Annotated in this window: 18 protein-coding genes; 6 read left to right on the forward strand and 12 right to left on the reverse strand. The window is 66.2% G+C overall.

What is annotated here, in order from left to right:
* Window positions 1-73: 73 nt before the first annotated feature.
* Genes ispH through GH660_RS01320 form a run of 5 tightly spaced genes read right to left on the reverse strand, consistent with a single transcriptional unit; the run spans window position 74 to window position 5,625 of the window.
* Window positions 74-994, reverse strand: coding sequence for a 4-hydroxy-3-methylbut-2-enyl diphosphate reductase (gene ispH, locus GH660_RS01300; protein WP_153144767.1), 921 nt, complete (start codon window positions 992-994; stop codon window positions 74-76).
* Window positions 994-1,425: a peptidylprolyl isomerase gene (locus tag GH660_RS01305; protein WP_153144768.1), complete on the reverse strand. Its 432-nt coding sequence runs from the start codon at window positions 1,423-1,425 to the stop codon at window positions 994-996. Before GH660_RS01305 ends, ispH begins: the two co-directional genes overlap by 1 nt.
* Entirely contained in the window at window positions 1,422-1,904 is a 483-nt protein-coding gene (lspA, locus tag GH660_RS01310; protein WP_153144769.1) for a signal peptidase II, read from the reverse strand. Before lspA ends, GH660_RS01305 begins: the two co-directional genes overlap by 4 nt.
* On the reverse strand, window positions 1,897-4,695 hold the full coding sequence (ileS, locus tag GH660_RS01315; protein WP_153144770.1) for an isoleucine--tRNA ligase: 2,799 nt from the start codon (window positions 4,693-4,695) through the stop codon (window positions 1,897-1,899). The genes lspA and ileS overlap by 8 nt, the downstream gene beginning before the upstream one ends.
* Window positions 4,696-4,704: 9 nt before the next feature.
* Entirely contained in the window at window positions 4,705-5,625 is a 921-nt protein-coding gene (locus tag GH660_RS01320; protein ID WP_153144771.1) for a bifunctional riboflavin kinase/FAD synthetase, read from the reverse strand.
* A gap of 153 nt (window positions 5,626-5,778) precedes the next feature.
* Here GH660_RS01320 and GH660_RS01325 point away from each other — a divergent pair, with 153 nt between their 5' ends.
* Window positions 5,779-6,804 carry a GGDEF domain-containing protein gene (locus GH660_RS01325; protein WP_194266196.1) on the forward strand — a complete coding sequence of 342 codons (1,026 nt, stop codon included), beginning with the start codon at window positions 5,779-5,781 and terminating at the stop codon, window positions 6,802-6,804.
* Between the two features lie 3 nt (window positions 6,805-6,807).
* Here the strand turns inward: GH660_RS01325 and GH660_RS01330 are convergent, their stop codons facing one another.
* Together GH660_RS01330 and tsaE are read right to left on the reverse strand one after the other, a co-directional pair.
* Window positions 6,808-8,163 carry an N-acetylmuramoyl-L-alanine amidase gene (locus GH660_RS01330; protein WP_153144773.1) on the reverse strand — a complete coding sequence of 452 codons (1,356 nt, stop codon included), beginning with the start codon at window positions 8,161-8,163 and terminating at the stop codon, window positions 6,808-6,810.
* Window positions 8,097-8,612 (reverse strand): tRNA (adenosine(37)-N6)-threonylcarbamoyltransferase complex ATPase subunit type 1 TsaE, encoded by a 516-nt coding sequence (gene tsaE / locus GH660_RS01335; protein WP_153144774.1) that lies wholly within the window; start codon window positions 8,610-8,612, stop codon window positions 8,097-8,099. Before tsaE ends, GH660_RS01330 begins: the two co-directional genes overlap by 67 nt.
* On the opposite strand from tsaE, the gene queG reads away from it, so the two are divergent.
* Entirely contained in the window at window positions 8,607-9,680 is a 1,074-nt protein-coding gene (gene queG / locus GH660_RS01340) for a tRNA epoxyqueuosine(34) reductase QueG (RefSeq protein WP_153144775.1), read from the forward strand. The two genes, tsaE and queG, sit on opposite strands and share 6 nt — an antisense overlap.
* Here queG and GH660_RS01345 read toward each other — a convergent pair.
* The 5 genes from GH660_RS01345 to GH660_RS01365 all read right to left on the reverse strand — a co-directional run bounded on the left by GH660_RS01345 (window position 9,649) and on the right by GH660_RS01365 (window position 13,651).
* On the reverse strand, window positions 9,649-10,395 hold the full coding sequence (locus tag GH660_RS01345; protein WP_194266197.1) for a molecular chaperone: 747 nt from the start codon (window positions 10,393-10,395) through the stop codon (window positions 9,649-9,651). The genes queG and GH660_RS01345 overlap by 32 nt on opposite strands.
* The gene (locus GH660_RS01350) at window positions 10,392-11,228 is read right to left on the reverse strand and encodes a sulfurtransferase (protein WP_153144777.1); all 837 of its coding nucleotides are present in this window, start codon (window positions 11,226-11,228) and stop codon (window positions 10,392-10,394) included. Before GH660_RS01350 ends, GH660_RS01345 begins: the two co-directional genes overlap by 4 nt.
* Entirely contained in the window at window positions 11,225-11,575 is a 351-nt protein-coding gene (locus tag GH660_RS01355; RefSeq protein ID WP_153144778.1) for an STAS/SEC14 domain-containing protein, read from the reverse strand. The genes GH660_RS01350 and GH660_RS01355 overlap by 4 nt, the downstream gene beginning before the upstream one ends.
* A gap of 30 nt (window positions 11,576-11,605) precedes the next feature.
* Window positions 11,606-12,457 (reverse strand): DMT family transporter, encoded by an 852-nt coding sequence (locus tag GH660_RS01360; protein WP_153144779.1) that lies wholly within the window; start codon window positions 12,455-12,457, stop codon window positions 11,606-11,608.
* Between the two features lie 69 nt (window positions 12,458-12,526).
* A complete protein-coding gene (locus tag GH660_RS01365; protein ID WP_153144780.1) occupies window positions 12,527-13,651 on the reverse strand; it encodes an aromatic ring-hydroxylating dioxygenase subunit alpha in 1,125 nt (374 codons plus the stop codon).
* 104 nt (window positions 13,652-13,755) lie between these two features.
* On the opposite strand from GH660_RS01365, the gene GH660_RS01370 reads away from it, so the two are divergent.
* The 4 genes from GH660_RS01370 to folE2 are packed head-to-tail and all read left to right on the forward strand — an operon-like array spanning window position 13,756 to window position 17,558.
* The gene (locus GH660_RS01370) at window positions 13,756-13,995 is read left to right on the forward strand and encodes an exodeoxyribonuclease VII small subunit (RefSeq protein WP_153144781.1); all 240 of its coding nucleotides are present in this window, start codon (window positions 13,756-13,758) and stop codon (window positions 13,993-13,995) included.
* A gap of 23 nt (window positions 13,996-14,018) precedes the next feature.
* Window positions 14,019-14,885: a polyprenyl synthetase family protein gene (locus tag GH660_RS01375; protein WP_153145354.1), complete on the forward strand. Its 867-nt coding sequence runs from the start codon at window positions 14,019-14,021 to the stop codon at window positions 14,883-14,885.
* Between the two features lies 1 nt (window position 14,886).
* Window positions 14,887-16,743: a 1-deoxy-D-xylulose-5-phosphate synthase gene (gene dxs, locus GH660_RS01380; RefSeq protein ID WP_153144782.1), complete on the forward strand. Its 1,857-nt coding sequence runs from the start codon at window positions 14,887-14,889 to the stop codon at window positions 16,741-16,743.
* 17 nt (window positions 16,744-16,760) lie between these two features.
* Window positions 16,761-17,558, forward strand: a complete 798-nt coding sequence (gene folE2, locus GH660_RS01385; RefSeq protein WP_153144783.1) for a GTP cyclohydrolase FolE2 — start codon at window positions 16,761-16,763, stop codon at window positions 17,556-17,558.
* The last annotated feature ends 9 nt before the right edge of the window (window positions 17,559-17,567 follow it).

Below are 17,567 nucleotides of genomic sequence, written 5' to 3' on the forward strand. Positions count from 1 at the left end.
GTTCGATATGAACCGGCCTTTTTCATTCAATCTTCGTAATGCCTACCCAAACGTGGCAAGACTGGGAAACCCGTCAGCCCAGCCCCTTGGGCAACGGAAATGCCACGCCTTCTTCGACCCCGGGCAGTTGCGCAATTTCCGCATCGGTTATCGACCGGATGCGGTCGACCACCCGCTGGACGAGGATTTCCGGTGCCGACGCACCCGCGGTGACGCCGATCGTTCGCTTGCCATACAGCCACGCGGGTTCGATCTCCCCCGGCCCGTCGACCAGATAGCCGTCGATTCCGCGAGCGACCGCGACCTCCTTCAGCCGGCGCGAGTTCGAACTGTTGGGGCTTCCGACAACGACGACCATGTCGCATTTTTCGGCCAAGGTCTTGACCGCATCCTGGCGGTTCTGCGTGGCGTAGCAGATGTCATCCTTCTTCGGCCCCTGGATCAAGGGAAAGCGCTCGCGCAGGGCGGCGATGACCAGCGCGGCATCATCGACCGACAACGTAGTCTGGGTAACGTAGGAAAGCCGGTCCGGATCCCGCACCTCGAGGCAGGCAACGTCATCTGCAGTCTCGACCAGGTACATGCCTGCTTCGCTCTGCCCCATGGTTCCCTCGACCTCCGGATGTCCCTTGTGGCCGATCATGACGACTTCCTGCGCCTGATTGCGCATCTTGCCGACCTCGACATGCACCTTGGTCACCAGCGGACAGGTGGCGTCGAACACTTTCAGCCCGCGTGCCTCGGCCTCGGCGCGTACCGCCTTCGAGACGCCGTGGGCGCTGAAGATCACGGTGCTGCCGGCCGGCACTTCGGCCAGTTCCTCGATGAACACCGCCCCCTTGGCCCGCAAATCGTCGCAGACAAACTTGTTGTGCACGACTTCGTGCCGCACGTAAATCGGCGCACCGAACTTTTCCAGGGCGCGTTCGACGATGGCGATGGCGCGTTCGACGCCGGCGCAGAAGCCGCGGGGGTTGGCGAGGAGAATTTGCATTACATGATTCCGATGATTTTCACCTCGAAGCGGATGGTCTTGCCCGCCATCGGGTGGTTGAAGTCGAAGAGCGCGTGCGTGGCGTCCAGTTCGCGCAGGAAGCCGGCGAAGGTGCCGCCGTTCGGCGCGGTGAATTCGACGACGGAGTTTTCCTTGAGTTCCATGTCGGCCGGCAAGCCGTTGCGGGAGATGCGTTCGACGAGGCGCGGGTTGTGCTGGCCGAAGGCCTGATCCGGTTCCAGCTCGAAGACGAAATGCTCCTGCACCGGCAGGCCGATCAGCACGCTTTCGAGGTTTTCGGCGAGCTGGCCGCTGCCCATCTGCAGGGTGGCCGGGCTCATGTCGAAGGTGGACAGGAATTCCTCGCCGTCGAGCGCGGTGATGCGGTAGTGCAGGGTCAGGTAGCTGTCGGAACGGACGGTTGCGCTCATCGGGGAATCTCTCTCTTGTCGGTTGCGGTCAACGTCGAAAAAACCAGCAAAATCGCGCCGACGGTGATGGCGGAGTCGGCGACGTTGAAGGCCGGCCAGTAGTAGCCGGCGGCATGCCATTGAACGAAATCGACGACGGCGCCGAAGCGCACACGGTCGATGACGTTGCCCAGCGCGCCGCCCATGACCAGCGTCAGGGCGAGCGAGAGCAGTTTCTGTTCGGGATGACGACGCAGTTCGAGCGCGATCCAGCCGGAAACCGCCAGCGCCAGCACCGTAAACAGCCAGCGCTGCCAGCCTGGCTGATCGGCCAGGAAACTGAAGGCCGCGCCCGGATTGAAGGTCAGCACCCAGTTCCAGAACGGCGTGACGTAGATCGTCTCGCCCGGCCGGATGTGGTGCAGGACGACCCACTTGCTGAGCTGGTCGAGGATGACGACCAGCCCGGCCAGGGCATACCAGCGCCCCGCCCTAGGCACAGTCGCGCGCCTCGCCCTCGCCGTACAGGTTGCTGACGCAGCGGCCGCACAGCGACGGATGCCCGGCATCGGCGCCGACATCGGCGCGCACGTGCCAGCAGCGTTCGCACTTGGCGTGCACCAGTGGCGTTGCGACAACCTGCTCGACCGCGTCCTCGACCAGCGCGGTCGACGAGCAGATAAAGACGAATTTCAGGTCGTCGCCGAGCGTCGCCAGGGCCGCGTATTTCTCGCCGGCGCAGCGGATCTCGACGGCCGCCTGCAGGGCGGAGCCGATCTTGCCGGCCTCGCGCTGTGCTTCCAGCGCCTTGGTGACGTCGGCGCGCGCCGCGCGCACCAGCGCCCATTTGGCGAGCAGATCGCCCTCGCCTTCCGGCTTCGGCAGTTCGTGCCAGACCTGGAACATCACCGAATCGTCGGCGTTGCCGGTCAGCACCTGCCAGACCTCCTCGGCGGTGAAGGCGGTAATCGGTGCCAGCAGGCGGACGAAGCTCTGCGTGATGTGCCACAGCGCCGACTGCGCCGAGCGGCGGGCCCGGGAATCGGGACCGGTCGTATACAGGCGGTCCTTCAGGATGTCGAGATAGAAGCCGCCGAGATCTTCCGAACAGAAGGTCTGCAGCGCCTGGACGACGCGGTGGAATTCGTAGCGGTCGTAGTCGGCGCGACAGCTTTCCTGCAGTTCGCGCGTCAGCGCCAGCGCGTAGCGGTCGATTTCCAGCCATTCGCCGACCGGCAGCATGTCTTTCCCGGCATCGAAATCCGACACGTTGGCGAGCAGGAAGCGCAGGGTGTTGCGGATGCGGCGGTAGCCTTCGACGACGCGCTTGAGGATTTCGTCGGAAATCGACAGTTCGCCCGAGTAATCGGTCGACGCCGTCCACAGGCGCAGGATGTCGGCGCCCATCTTGTCGGAAACCTGCTGCGGCGCGATGACGTTGCCCTTGGACTTCGACATCTTGTGGCCCTTGCCGTCGACGACGAAGCCGTGCGTCAGCAGCGCCTTGTACGGCGCGCGGCCGTCGATGGCGCAGCCGGACAGCAGCGAGGACTGGAACCAGCCGCGATGCTGGTCGGAGCCTTCGAGGTAGAGGTCGGCCGGATAGGTCGAGACGGCGGCATGCGAGCCGCGCAGGACGTGCCAGTGCGTCGTGCCGGAATCGAACCAGACGTCCAGCGTGTCCTTCATCTTGACGTACTGGTCGGCCTCGTCGCCGAGCAGTTCGCGCGCATCCAGGCTGAACCACGCCTCGATGCCTGCCTGCTCGACGCGCTGCGCGACCTGCTCGATCAGTTCGGCGGTGCGCGGATGCGGCTGGGCGGTTTCCTTGTGCAGGAAGAACGGGATCGGCACCCCCCAGTTGCGCTGGCGCGAGACGCACCAGTCGGGGCGGGTCTTCATCATCGCCTCCAGGCGGGCGCGGCCCCAGGCCGGGAAGAACTGTGTCTCGTCGACGGCGCGCTCGGCGATCCAGCGCAGGGTCGAGGCGTTCTCGTCCTTGCGGTGTTCCATGCCGATGAACCATTGCGTCGTGGCGCGGAAGATGATCGGCGTCTTGTGCCGCCAGCAGTGCGGGTAGCTGTGCTGGATTTTCTCGGTTTTGAGCAGTCGACCGCAACCGTCGAGTTCCTGCAGCACCAGCGGATTGGCCTCCCACACCGTCTTGCCCGCCAGCGCGCCGACCGTCAGCGCCGGCGTGTTGCCGAGGAAACGGCCGTCGTCGCCGACCGGGTTGTTCACCGGCAGGCCGTAGCGCTTGCCGATGGCGAAGTCGTCCGCGCCGTGCGCCGGCGCGGTATGCACGAGGCCGGTACCGGCCTCGGTCGTGACGTGGGTGCCGCAGATGATGGCCACGTCGCGCTGCTGGAACGGGTGGCGGAGCAGGATCTGGTCGAGCTTGTCGCCGCTGCACGAACCGGCGACCGTGCCTTCGAGGCCATAGCGCTTGAGGCAGGCTTCGGCCAGCTCGCGCACCAGGATCAGCGCGCCCTTCCCGGTTTCGATCAGGTCGTAGGTCAGTTCCGGGTGCACGCTGACTGCCTCGTTGGCCGGCAGCGTCCACGGCGTCGTCGTCCAGATCACCGCGAACGCCGGGCCACGCAGGTGGGTCAGGCCGAAGGCGGCGGCCAGCTTTTCGGCGTGGTTTTCATGCACCTCGAAGGCGACGTCGATCGCCGGCGAGGTCTTGTCCTCGTACTCGACCTCGGCCTCGGCGAGCGCCGAGCCGCAGTCGAGACACCAGTTGACCGGCTTCAGCCCCTGATAGAGATAGCCCTGCTCGAGGATCTTGCCCAGCGCGCGGATTTCGTCGGCCTCGGCCTTGAAGTTCATCGTCAGGTAGGGATCGTCCCAGTCGCCCAGCACGCCGAGGCGGATGAAATCCTTCTTCTGCCGCTCGACCTGCTCGGCGGCGTAGGTACGGCACAGTTCGCGCACCTTGTCGGCCGGAATGTTCTTGCCGTGCAGTTTCTCGATCTGGTGCTCGATGGGCAAGCCGTGGCAATCCCAGCCCGGCACGTAGGGCGCATCGAAGCCGGCCAGCGTCTTCGAACGGACGATGATGTCCTTCAGCACCTTGTTGACCGCGTGGCCGATGTGGATGTCGCCGTTGGCGTACGGCGGGCCGTCGTGCAGCACGAAGCGCGGACGGCCGGCGCTGATCTCGCGAATGCGCCGGTAGAGCTGCTTCTGCTGCCACTCGGCGACCCATTGCGGCTCGCGCCTGGGCAGGTCGCCGCGCATCGGAAAGGCGGTATCCGGCAGGTTCAGGGTGTCTTTGTAGTCAGCCATTGTGCATGCTCACAGCGAGAAGAAAGCCCGCGCCGCCACGGCATCGGCCGCGATCTGCGCCTTGAGGGCGTCGAAATTGGGAAAGCGCCGTTCGTCGCGCAGCTTGTGCACGAAACGGACCGAAATATGGGCGCCGTAGATGTCGCGCTCGAAATCGAACAGATGGACCTCGAGCAGCGGCCGCGTGCCGCCGACGGTCGGCCGGATGCCGAGATTCGCCACCCCGGGCAGCGGCCGGTCGCCCAGGCCGCCCACCTCGACGGCAAAGACGCCCGCCATCGGCAGCGGATTGTGCCGGATGCGCAGGTTGGCCGTTGGAAAGCCCCACTGGCGGCCAAGTTGCTGGCCGCGCGTCACCTGGCCGTCGATGATGTAGGGACGGCCAAGCAGGCGCGCCGCGTGCTCCATCTCGCCCGCCGCCAGCGCCGCCCGCACGCCGGAACTGGACACCCGTTCGCCGTCGACCGTGACGCTGCCCATGGCTTCGACGGCGAACCCGTGCTGCCGGCCGGCAGCTTGCAGCAGCGCGAAGTCGCCGGTGCGCCCCTTGCCGAAGCGGAAATCGTCGCCGATGATGACGTGCCGGACCTGCAGGCCGCCGACCAGCACCCGTTCGACGAACTGTTCGGCCGAAAGCGCCGCCAAGGCCGCATTGAAACGGCAGACCATCGCCTGCGCCACGCCGGCCTCGCCGAGCAGTTCGATCTTCTCGCGAAAGGTCGTCAGCCGCGCCGGCGCCGAGGCCGGGCTGAAGAATTCGCGCGGGTGTGGTTCGAAGGTGAGGACGGTCGGCGGCAGGGCATGCTGGCGCGCGACATCGCCCAGGCGGCCCAGCAAGGCGCCGTGCCCGCGATGAACGCCGTCGAAATTGCCGATCGCCAACGCCGTCGGCCCCGGAACCGGGCGCGAAAAGCCGCGAAAAACCCGCATTTGATGCCCGAAAAAATGGGCAATTATAACGGCTTGTCACGTGCCGCGCTTGTCCGGGATCGCCGCGCCACCGGCCGGCCGCCGGCAATTTCGCATCGACGGCCCGAATTTGCTACATTTGTTCCTTTACTCCCGGCCAGGGTCGATGCCCCCATGCTCCAGCTGATAGAGCACATCATCCGCATTTCATCGAAGCGCGACCGCACCGAAATCAACGCGGCGCTCGTCGAGGCGACGCAGGGCCTCTTCGCGCCGCCGGCGTTCAACGTCTATCGCTGTTTTCCCGGCCAGAAGAAGTGGATCGTCTTTTCGTGCGCCGGATTCGACGCCGCCGGACAGTTCTGGCACAACGCCTATCTGCCGGAACGCCGCCATTGCCGCCCGATCGACCACGACCCCTTGCTGCGGCGCTGCCAGGAAGAACGCAGCGTCGTCCTCGAACCGCTCCCCGATGGCTCGGACCGCCTGGTTTTCCCGGTCATCGCCGACGATCAGCTGATCTATCTGATCGACATTTCCCTGCCGGCCGACTTTCCCGCCGAACGCCGCGTCCTGCTGATGGGCCTGGTCGAGTATTTCGGGCACCACCTGGCGCTCCTCGACTACGGCGAAACGGACACCCTGACCGGCCTCGCGAATCGCAAGACCTTCGACAAGCATCTCTTCGAAGTCCTCGGCCACGCTGCCGGCGACGACGCGACGCACGATCCGGACGCCTCCCGCCGCCGGCGCAGCGGGCATGACGATCACCACTGGCTGGCGATCTGCGACATCGATCATTTCAAGCGCATCAACGACGGGCACGGCCACCTGACCGGCGATACGGTGCTCGTCGGCTTCGGGCAACTGCTGCGCGACACCTTCCGCTACGACGACCAATTGTTCCGCTTCGGCGGCGAGGAGTTCATCGTCGTCCTGCAACCGGCGACCGAGCGGAACGCCCTGAACGTCTTCGAGCGCTTCCGCATGGCCGTCGCCAGCCACGGCTTTGCCGCCGTCGGCCGGGCCACGGTCAGCATCGGCTTCTGCCGCCTGCGGCCGCACGACACGCCGACGGGCCTGATCGACCGCGCCGATGCCGCGCTTTACTGGGCCAAGCAGAATGGGCGCAACCGCGTTGCCTGCTACGAGACGCTGGTCGCCGCCAGCGCACTGCCGGCCGTCGGCCAGGCGGCCTGAGCGTCAGGCGATGCTCGCCAGCCTGGCCTTCGGCCCCGGCGGATGCTTGATGAAGTATTGCCGGATGCCGCGGACGATGGCGTCGGCCAGCTTGTCCTGGTAGGCATCGTCGTTGAGCCGGCGCTCTTCGTCCGGATTGGAGATGAAGGCAGTCTCGATCAGTGCGGACGGGATGTCCGGCGCCTTGAGGACGGCAAAACCGGCCTGCTCGACGCTGTTCTTGTGCAGCGTGTTGACCGAGCCGAGTTCGCCGAGCAGGTATTTGCCCAGCTTGAGGCTGTCGTTGATCGTCGCGGTCTGCGACAGGTCGAGCAGCGTGCGGGCGAGGAACAGGTCCTTGGCGCCGAGATTGACGCCGCCGATCATGTCGGCCTCGTTCTCGCGCTGGGCCAGCAGGCGCGCCTGGGTGCTCGACGCGCCGCGTTCGGAGAGCACGAATACCGACGAGCCGCGGGCATCGGGCTTGACCCAGGCATCGGCATGGATCGACAGGAAGAGGTCGGACTGCACGCGCCGCGCCTTCTGGACGCGCATCTGCAGGGGCACGAAGAAATCCGAATCGCGCGTCAGCACCGCGCGCATGTTGGGTTCGGCGTCGAGGCGGGCCTTGAGCCGCCTCGCCACCGCCAGCGTGACGTTCTTTTCGTAGGTTCCGCCGCGCCCGACGGCACCCGGATCCTCGCCACCGTGGCCGGGGTCGAGGGTGATGGTGACCAGGCGATCGACGATCGGTTTGCCCGACTTGCGCGACGTCCGGATTTCCGGCGCTTCCGGGGCCGGTGCCGTTTCGGCCTTCTTCGCCGGGGCCGGCGCCTGCGCCGGCGTTTCCTGGGCCTTGGCCTCGGCTTCGAGCTTGAGCGGCTCGACGGCATCCTTGCGTCCCTCGACCAGCGACATCAGCGGGTCGACCGGCGTCAGTGGATAGATGTCGAGAACCAGGCGGTGGCCGTACTCGCCGGCCGGCTTGACCTCGAACACCTGCGGCGCCACCTTGGCCTTGAGCTCGATGACCAGGCGGACGACGCCCGGCTTGAAGCGGCCCGCGCGCAGCAACTTGATGTAGGGGTCGTCGGTGGCGATCTTGCGCGCCAGGCTGTCGAGCACGCTGTTGAATTCGACGCCCTCGATATCGACCACCAGGCGGTCGGGGTTTTCGACGGTAAAGTGGGTGAACTTGAGCGGCGCGTCGTGTTCCAGCGTCACGCGCGTGTAGTCGGCCGCCGGCCAGACGCGCACCGAGAGTACCGACGGCAGCCGCACCACGGCGCCGGCGACCGGGGAAACCGAGAGGATCAGCGCGGCGCCGGCACAGCGGAGGAGTTGCCGCCGCCCATGGCTGAGGTCAGCATGCCTAGGCATTGCGCCCCTTCCGGTGTATCTGCCACGGCTTCGAGGAGACGCCCGAAACCTGCATGATGAAGGCGCAGCCGCAGGTCTGGCGACGGAACGCAGCCTTGAGCGCGCTCCGGCCATTCGACCAAGCAGACCGAAGCATCATTGAAGTATTCATCAAAACCCGCATCGAGAAACTCCTCGGGTGACTCGAAACGATAAAAATCAAAGTGATATAAGTATAAGCTCGAAATTACGTAAACTTCAACCAGAGAATACGTCGGACTTTTCACCGGGCCCGCGTGGCCGAGCGCCCGGATCAGGGCGCGCACCAGCGTCGTCTTGCCGGCGCCGAGGTCGCCTTCGAGGAAAATCACCAGCCCCGGACGCAGCGCTGGCGCCAGCGCCTGGCCCAGGCGCTGGGTGGCCGCTTCGTCGGGCAAGTTGAAAACGGCGGTAACATCGGGGCTATGCACGATCGCGACTCCACTCTGGATGAGGCGGCGCTGAAGGAAGCCATCCGTCAGGCCGGCAGGGAACTGGGCTTTGCCGCCGTCGGCGTCGCGCGGGCCGAAGTCGGCGACGCCGCCGGCGAATTGCGCGCCTGGCTGGCAGCCGGGTGCCACGGCGAAATGGATTATATGGCCCGCCACGCCGAATTGCGTGCCGATCCGCAGCGCCTGCACCCGGGCACGGTGACCGTCATCTCGGCTGCGGTCGACTACCTGCCGGCAGTCAAAACGGCCGACGCCGCCGGGCAGGCGGCCATCTCGCGCTACGCCCTCGGGCGCGACTACCACAAGGTGGTGCGCCACCGCCTGCAGAAACTGGCCGACGCGATCGGGACCCTGGCCGGCCCGTTCGGCTACCGCGTCTTTTCCGATTCAGCGCCGGTCATGGAGGTGCATTTCGCCGAGCAGGCCGGCCTCGGCTGGCGCGGCAAGCACACGCTGCTGCTCTCGCAACAGGGCTCCTGGCGCTTTCTCGGCGAAATCTACTGCGACCTGCCGCTGGCGCCCGATGCGCCGGTCGAAGCGCATTGCGGCACCTGCACCGCCTGCCTCGACGTCTGCCCGACCCGCGCCATCACCGCGCCGTATCGCGTCGATGCGCGGCGCTGCATTTCCTACCTGACCATCGAGCTGCACGGCGCCATCCCCGAGGAGTTTCGGCCGCTGATCGGCAACCGCATCTACGGCTGCGACGACTGCCAGCTGTGCTGCCCGTGGAACCGCTTCGCCAGTCTCGGCGCCCCCGAGTTCTCGCCGCGCCACGGCTTGGACGCCGCCCGGCTGGTCGACCTTTTCGCGTGGACCGAAAGCGAATTCAACGAGCGCCTGGCCGGCAACCCGATTCGCCGCATAGGCCATGAACGCTGGCTGCGCAACATCGCCGTTGCGCTCGGCAATGCGCCCGCCGCGGCGGAAATTCTCGAAGCCCTGCGCGGCCGCGCCGACCATCCTTCGGCGCTGGTGCGCGAACACGTCGGCTGGGCGCTGGCCCGGCTCGCCGCTACCAGCTCGGCCCCTGCGCCCCCGGCATGAAGCGGATGGGGGCGATCTCGGCCTTTTCGAGCGCCAGCTTGCGCTGAATCCGCGCCGTCATCTGCTCGCGCGTCGGCAGCGGGCAGGCATGGATTTCGTCGAGCAGGTTGCGCAGACGCAACAGCCAGACGTGCGTCAGTTCGGCGAGCGCCGCGTAGAAGGGCGTGTTGCAGCCGAGCGCCACCCGCTGGGCGAAGTCGGGAAACCAGTAGCCAACGTGCTCGTCGATGAAATTGGCCATTTTTTCGCCGTCGACCGCAGCAGACCGCAGGACGTGGCTCAGATAGTGCAATTGCATGACCAGATGGTCGTCGAAGCGGCTGCGCCAGTCGACGGCCTGGTAGCCGGCGGCGGCATAGATTTCGCGCAGTTCGAACATCGGGCGCTGGCAGGCCAGATGGTCGTCGTCGAGCCAGATCGATTCGTAGGGCGAGGCGCCGAGGCTGTTGTTGAGATAGATGGCGGCGTAGTCGGCGGCCAGTTCGTCGAGCGCTGCCTTCTCCGGCGGAACCGGCAGGGCGGCCAGCGCCGCCGCGACGTTGGCATGGGCCGCGGCAGCCACGTCGTCGGCCGGCGCCAGCGCCAGGCCATGGGGGAAATCGGCCGCCTTGAGGGCGGCGATGGTGTCGCCATCGAGCTCGCGGTCGTGCAGGCGGACCAGCTGGTCGAGATCGTCGGCCAGCGCCGCGCGGAGTTCGGCTTGCATCGTCGTCATGCCACCGGCCGCCCGCAGTCGGCGCACCATTCGCTCCACGACCCAGCGTAGAGGCGCGAGCCGGGCAGCCCGGCGATTTCCATCGCCAGCATGTTGTGGCAGGCGGAGACGCCGGAACCGCACTGGTGCACGACCTGGTCCGGCGACGACCCGGCGAGCACCGCCAACCATTCGGCACGCAGTTCGGCGGCCGGCTTGAAGCGGCCGTCGGCCTGCAGGTTTTCGCGGAAGAAGCGGTTGATGGCGCCGGGAATGTGGCCGCCGACGCGATCGATGGTTTCGTTCTCGCCGCGATAGCGGTCCGGGCTGCGCGCATCGACCAGGTGCATGCGCGAGGTCTGCAGGAAGGCCCGCACGTAGTCGGCATCGACCATCGCATCGCGCACCCGGGCGGTGAAGACCGTCGGCGGGCGCCGCGGCCGTTCAGCCGTCAGCGCCCCGCCGGCGTCCTGCCAGGCCTGGAGGCCGCCGTCGAGCAGGGCCACCCGGTCGTGCCCGAGCCAGCGCAGCAACAGCCACAAGCGCCCGGCGATCATCCCCTGCGCATCGTCGTAGACCACCACCTGCGTCTGCGGCCCGACGCCGATTTCGCCCAGCCGCGCCGCCAGTTGCTCCGGCGCCGGCAGGGGATGGCGGCCATTGCTGCCGGTCAGCGGCCCCGACAGGTCGCGGTCGCAATGGAGGAAAGCGGCGCCCGGAATGTGGCTCTCGGCGTAAACGCGTTCGCCGTAGCCGGTATCGGCCAGCTGGTGCCGGACATCGACGACCAGCCAGTCGGGGTCGCCGAGATGCGTCGCCAGCGTCGCGGCATCGACCAGCGTCGTGTAGCTCATGCCGGCGAATCCAGCCAGGCGAGCGCTTCCTCGGCGTTATCGAAGACCTCGACATCGGCGTTGACGAAGGTCTGCGACAGCCAGGCGCTCCACGTCACCCACTGGCTGTCGGTTACGACGGCAACGCGCTTGAAATCATCGGCGTGGGCGCGCGAGAACTTGATCTCCTCCCAGGCGACGTCGATGGTCAGATCGCCCATCTGGCTGAGGTCGAAGTAGAGATCGACCGGCCCCTCGAACTTCACCTTGTAATTGACGACCTCCTCGAACTCCTTGTAGTCGGCCAGCGTGAATTCGCCGAAGACGGAAACGCTGACCCGGTGAGGTTTATGGTCGATGACGATCATTGCTTATCTCCGCTGTTGTTTGCCGCCAGTTTAATCCTGTTCCACCGGGCTGGCGCGGGAAAAATGCGTCGCCGCGATGCCGGAGAGGATGATCAGGCCGATGGCGAACCAGGCCGACGCATCGAGCACCTCGCCCCAGAACAGCACGCCGAAAAGACTGGAGAAAATCACCGTGCTGTAGGCCAGCGCCGCCGACATCAGGGTCTTGCCGCGCGTGTAGGCGCGCGTCATGGCGAGCTGGGCGGCGGTGGCGAAACTGGCGACACCGAGCAGAAGCAGGCCGCTGCGCAGGTCGACCGCGTGCAACTCGCTGAACAGCAGCCAGATGCCGGCGCACACCGAGGAGACGAGCGAGAAATAGAAGACCGTGCGCGTTTCCGGCTCGCCGCGCGCCCCGAGTTCGCGCACGCTGAAATAGGCCATGCCGGCCAGCACGCCGGAGCCGAGGCCGATCAGCCCGCCGGCCAGTTGCTCGGCGTGCAAGGTCGGTTTGAGTAGCAGGCCGACGCCGAGCAGACCGACGACCAGCGCGCCGAGGATGCCGCGGCGCAGGCGCATGCCGGCCAGCGCCAGGTAGATGGCGAGGAAGATGGCCGAGGTGTAGTTGAGGGTGACCGCCGTCGCCAGCGGCAACAGGGCGATGGCGTAGAAATAGCTGAACAGCGCCGCGAAGCCGACCAGGCCGCGGCTGACCTGCCAGCGCCAATGCGGGGTTGCGAGCCTAACCCCGCGCAGGCGAACGAGGCCGAACATCAGGAACAGCGAGATGAAGCTGCGATAGAAGGTGATCTCGACCGCCGAATGCGTCGCGGCAGCGAACTTGACGCACACCCCCATGCAGGCGAAAAGCAGGCTGGCGACGAGCATCCAGAGGGATTGCATGGGCAGGCGACTCGAAAATAAAAAAGGCGCCGGATTTTACCCCGACGCCTTGTGCGTTGCAGCAATCGCTTACCGCTGCGCCTGCATGATGCGCCGGTAGAACTCGTGGAAATGCTGCATGCCGTCCTCCATCGGGCTCTGGTAGGGCCCGACCTCGTTGCGCCCTTCCTTGAACAGCGCGTAGCGCCCGCGGTCCATGCGCTCGCCGATATCGTCGTCCTCGATGGCGGTTTCCATGTAGGCGGCCCGCTCGGCGGCGATGAAATCGCGCTCGAAATCGACGATTTCTTCCGGGTAGTAGAACTCGACGACGTTCAGCGTCTTGTTCACATCCTGCGGGATCAGCGTGGACACGACCAGCACGTGCGGATACCACTCGACCATGATGTTCGGGAAATAGGTCAGCCAGATGGCACCGTGCTCGGGCGTCCGCCCCTCGGCGCCATAGACGTCGAGCACCGCCTTCTGCCAGCGCTCGTAGGCCCGGGAGCCCGATTTCTGCAGCGAGGTGATGCCGACGCGCTGCACCGAGTACCAGTCGCCGAACTGCCAGGTCAGTTCGTCGCAGGTGACGAAATTACCCAGCCCTGGGTGGTAGGGCGCGACGTGGTAGTCCTCCAGATAGACCTCGATGAAGGTCTTCCAGTTGTAGTTGCACGTGTGCATCTCGACATGGTCAAGCTTGTAGCCGGTGAAATCGAGCGCCCTGGCGACCTTCATACCGGCGAGATCGGCATTCGCCGAGCGCGGCCCCTTGAAGAGCAGGCCGTTCCAGTTTTCCAGCTTGGTCTTGTTCAGGTTGAGGCAGGGGTTCTGCGGAAAATGCGGGGCGCCGATCAGCTCGCCGCCGGTGTCGTAGGTCCAACGGTGGATCGGGCAGACGACGTTACCCTGCAGCTTGCCGGCGCCCTGCAACATGATCGCCTGGCGATGGCGGCAGACGTTGGACATCTGCCAGATGCCGGCATGCGGCCCGTCGCTGCCGCCGTTGAGCAGCATCTGCCCGTGGTCCTTCCACTCCAGGGAACGGTAATCGCCGGCTTCGGGCACCATCAACTGGTGGCCGACATAACCGGGACCGGCATCGAAGATGAGCTTTTTCTCCAGTTCGAAAATCTTCTCGTCGAAATACCAGTCCACCGGCAGTTGGGAAACTGCGGGGGCCAAACGGGACAGGGTCGCCACGTCGGACATTCCACGCCTCCAGCGGGTTCAAAAGCGCGATTTTACCCCCGCGCGAATTTGACCTGAAGCCCCCTGATGGAGTATTTTCGCGTGTTTCCCCGGACCCGCCAGATATGGACCAAGCCCCCATTGCCGACATGAAATTCGAGACCGCGCTGGCCGAACTCGAAAATCTCGTCCACAGCATGGAGGACGGCAGGCTCGAGCTGGAGGCGTCGATCGCCGCCTACCGGCGCGGCATGGGGCTGATGAAGTACTGCCAGGCCCAGCTGGCCGAAGCCGAGCAGCAGATTCGCGTGCTCGAAAATGGCGAGATGAAGGCCGTCGACCGCAACAGCCTGGAGTCGCAGTGAGCGGAACCGATTTCACCGCCTGGATGGCCGCCACCCAGGCGCGCGTCGAAGCCGCGCTGGCCCGCCAGCTGCCGGCCGCCGACAGCATCCCCGCCCGCCTGAACGACGCCATGCGCTACGCAGCGCTCGGCGGCGGCAAGCGTGTCCGCCCGCTGCTCGCCTTCGCCGCGGGCGAACTGAGCGGCGCCCCGGCCGCCCACCTGGAGGTCGTCGCTAGCGCCGTCGAACTGATCCACGCCTATTCGCTGGTCCATGACGACCTGCCGTGCATGGACGACGACGTGTTGCGCCGCGGCCGCCCGACCTGCCATGTCGAATTCGACGAGCCGACCGCCCTGCTGGTCGGCGACAGCCTGCAGACCCTCGCTTTCGAACTGCTCGCCAGTCAGCCGCTGGGCGACCCCGCCCGCCAGCTCGAAATGCTCGCCCTGCTCGCCCACGCCAGCGGCTCGCGCGGCATGGCCGGCGGCCAGGCCATCGACCTCGCCGCGGTCGGCAAGCCGCTGACCCAGCCCGAGCTCGAACTGATGCACGCGCTGAAGACCGGCGCCCTGATCCGCGCCGCCGTGCTGCTCGGCGCCCTCGCCGGTTCGCCGCTGTCGGCCGACGAGCGCAACAACCTCGACCGCTTCGCCAAGCGCGCCGGACTGCTCTTCCAGGTCGTCGACGACATCCTCGACTGCACGGCGAGCACCGCCACGCTCGGCAAGACCGCCGGCAAGGACGAAGCGGCCGCCAAACCGACCTACGTCAGCCTGCTCGGCCTCGACGCCGCGCGCGCCTACGCCGACGAATTGCGCGCCGACGCCCTCGCCGCGCTAGCGATCTTCGGCGACCGCGCCGCCCGCCTGACCCAGCTGGCCGATTTCATCTGCCATCGGCAATTCTGAAATGACCGCCTACCGCCTGCTCGAAAGCATCGACAGCCCGGCCGACCTGCGCCGCCTGGACCGCAAGCAACTGCCGCAACTGGCTAGCGAACTGCGCGCCTTCCTGATCGACTCGGTGTCGCAGACCGGCGGCCACCTGTCCTCGAATCTCGGCACCGTTGAGCTGACCATCGCCCTGCACGCCGTCTTCAACACGCCGGAAGACCGCCTGGTCTGGGACGTCGGCCACCAGTGCTACGCGCACAAGGTGCTGACCGGCCGCCGCCGGGGCATGGACAGGCTGCGCATGCACGGCGGCGTCTCGGGCTTTCCCAAGCGCAGCGAAAGCCCCTACGACACCTTCGGCGTCGGCCACTCGTCGACCTCGATCTCGGCCGCGCTGGGCATGGCGCTGGCCGCCAAGCTGAAAGGCGAGGAGCGCAAGGCGATCGCCATCATCGGCGACGGCGCGATGTCGGCCGGCATGGCCTTCGAGGCGCTCAACAACGCGGGCGTCGCTGATGCCGACATGCTGGTCATCCTCAACGACAACGAGATGTCGATCTCGCCGCCGGTCGGCGCCCTCAACAACATCCTGACCCGGCTGACCTCCAGCAAGACCTACAACGCCGCCCGCGAGGCCGGCCGCCACATGCTCGGCTTCGCCCCGCCGCTGCTCGAACTGGCCCGGCGCGCCGAGGAGCACGTCAAGGGGATGATCGCCCCCGGCACGCTGTTCGAGGAATTCGGCTTCCATTACTACGGCCCGATCGACGGCCACGACCTCGACGCCCTGATCCCGACGCTGGAAAACCTGAAGAAGCTGAAGGGTCCGAAGTTCCTCCACGTCATCACCAAGAAAGGCCAGGGCTACAAGCTGGCCGAGGCCGACCCGATCCTCTACCACGGCGTCGGCAAGTTCGCGGCCGGTGAAGGCATCAAGTCGGCCAAGGGGCCGGGCAAGCTGACCTATACCCAGGTTTTCGGCGACTGGCTGTGCGACATGGCGCGCGCCGATGCGCGCCTGGTCGGTATCACCCCTGCCATGCGCGAGGGCTCGGGCCTGGTGCGTTTCGCCTGCGAGTACCCGGACCGCTACTACGATGTCGGGATCGCCGAGCAGCACGCCGTGACCTTTGCCGCCGGCCTCGCCTGCGAAGGGCTGAAGCCGGTAGTCGCCATCTACTCGACCTTCCTGCAGCGCGCCTATGACCAGTTGGTGCACGACGTCGCGCTGCAGAATCTGCCGGTAGTCTTCGCCGTCGACCGCGGCGGCCTGGTCGGCGCCGACGGCCCGACCCACCACGGCACCTTCGACCTCTCCTACGTCACCTGCATCCCGAACATGGTGGTGATGGCGCCGGCCGACGAAGCCGAGTGCCGCCGGATGCTGTCCACCGCCTTCGCACTCGATTGCCCGAGCCTGGTGCGCTACCCGCGCGGCGGCGGCACGGGAACGATCCCCGACATGAGCCTCGACACGCTGCCGGTCGGCAAGGGCGAAATCCGCCGGCACGGCAGGGACGTCGCCCTGCTCGCCTTCGGCAGCCTGGTGCCGGCCGCCGAGGCTGCCGGCGAGGCGCTCGACGCCACGGTCGTCAACATGCGCTTCGTCAAGCCGCTCGATGCGGCGCTGATCGTCGAACTGGCGGGGAACCATTCCCTGCTGGTCAGTATCGAAGAGAATGCCGTAATCGGTGGCGCCGGCTCGGAGATTGAGCGCGTGCTGGCGGAACATGGGCTGAATGTGCCCGTGTTGCGCCTCGGTCTGCCCGACCGTTTCATCGATCACGGCGAGCAAGGCCAGCTTCTGGCCGAACTCGGCCTCGATCAGGCGGGCATCGTACAAGCCGTACGCGCCCGCATCCGGACACAATAATTCAGACAGAACAGCCCATGAACAGCCCCCTCCCCATCCCCGACGTCCAGAACTCGGCGGATACCCGTCACATCGCCATCAACAAGGTCGGCATCAAGTCGATCCGCCACCCGGTCCGCGTCCAGGACAAGTCGGCCGGCATCCAGCACACCATCGCCGTGTTCAACATGTACGTCGGCCTGCCGCACAATTTCAAGGGCACGCACATGTCCCGCTTCGTGGAGATCCTGAACAGCCACGAGCGCGAAATCTCGGTCGAGAGCTTTCCGGTCATGCTGCGCGACATGGTGGTCAAGCTTGAAGCCGAAACCGGCCACATCGAGATGAACTTTCCGTATTTCATCAACAAGACCGCCCCGGTTTCCGGCGTGCAGAGCCTGATGGACTACGACGTCACCTTCATCGGCGACATCTGCCACGGCGAGATCACCACCTCGGTCAAGGTTGTCGTGCCGGTCACCAGCCTGTGTCCGTGCTCGAAGAAGATTTCCGAGTATGGTGCCCACAACCAGCGTTCGCACGTCACCGTCACCGCCCGCACCAACGATTTCGTCTGGATCGAGGAACTCGTCCAGCTGGTCGAATCCGAGGCTTCCTGCGAACTGTTCGGCCTGCTCAAGCGCCCGGACGAAAAGCATGTCACCGAGCGCGCCTACGACAACCCGAAATTCGTCGAGGACATGGTGCGCGACGTCGCCGCCCGCCTCAACGCCGAAGGTCGCATCGATGCCTACGTGGTGGAATCGGAAAACTTCGAGTCCATCCACAATCACTCCGCCTACGCGCTGATCGAGAAGGACAAGACCCGGGGCTGATTCTGCCGG

The organism is Dechloromonas sp. H13, from assembly GCF_009469615.1.
Classification (GTDB): domain Bacteria; phylum Pseudomonadota; class Gammaproteobacteria; order Burkholderiales; family Rhodocyclaceae; genus Azonexus.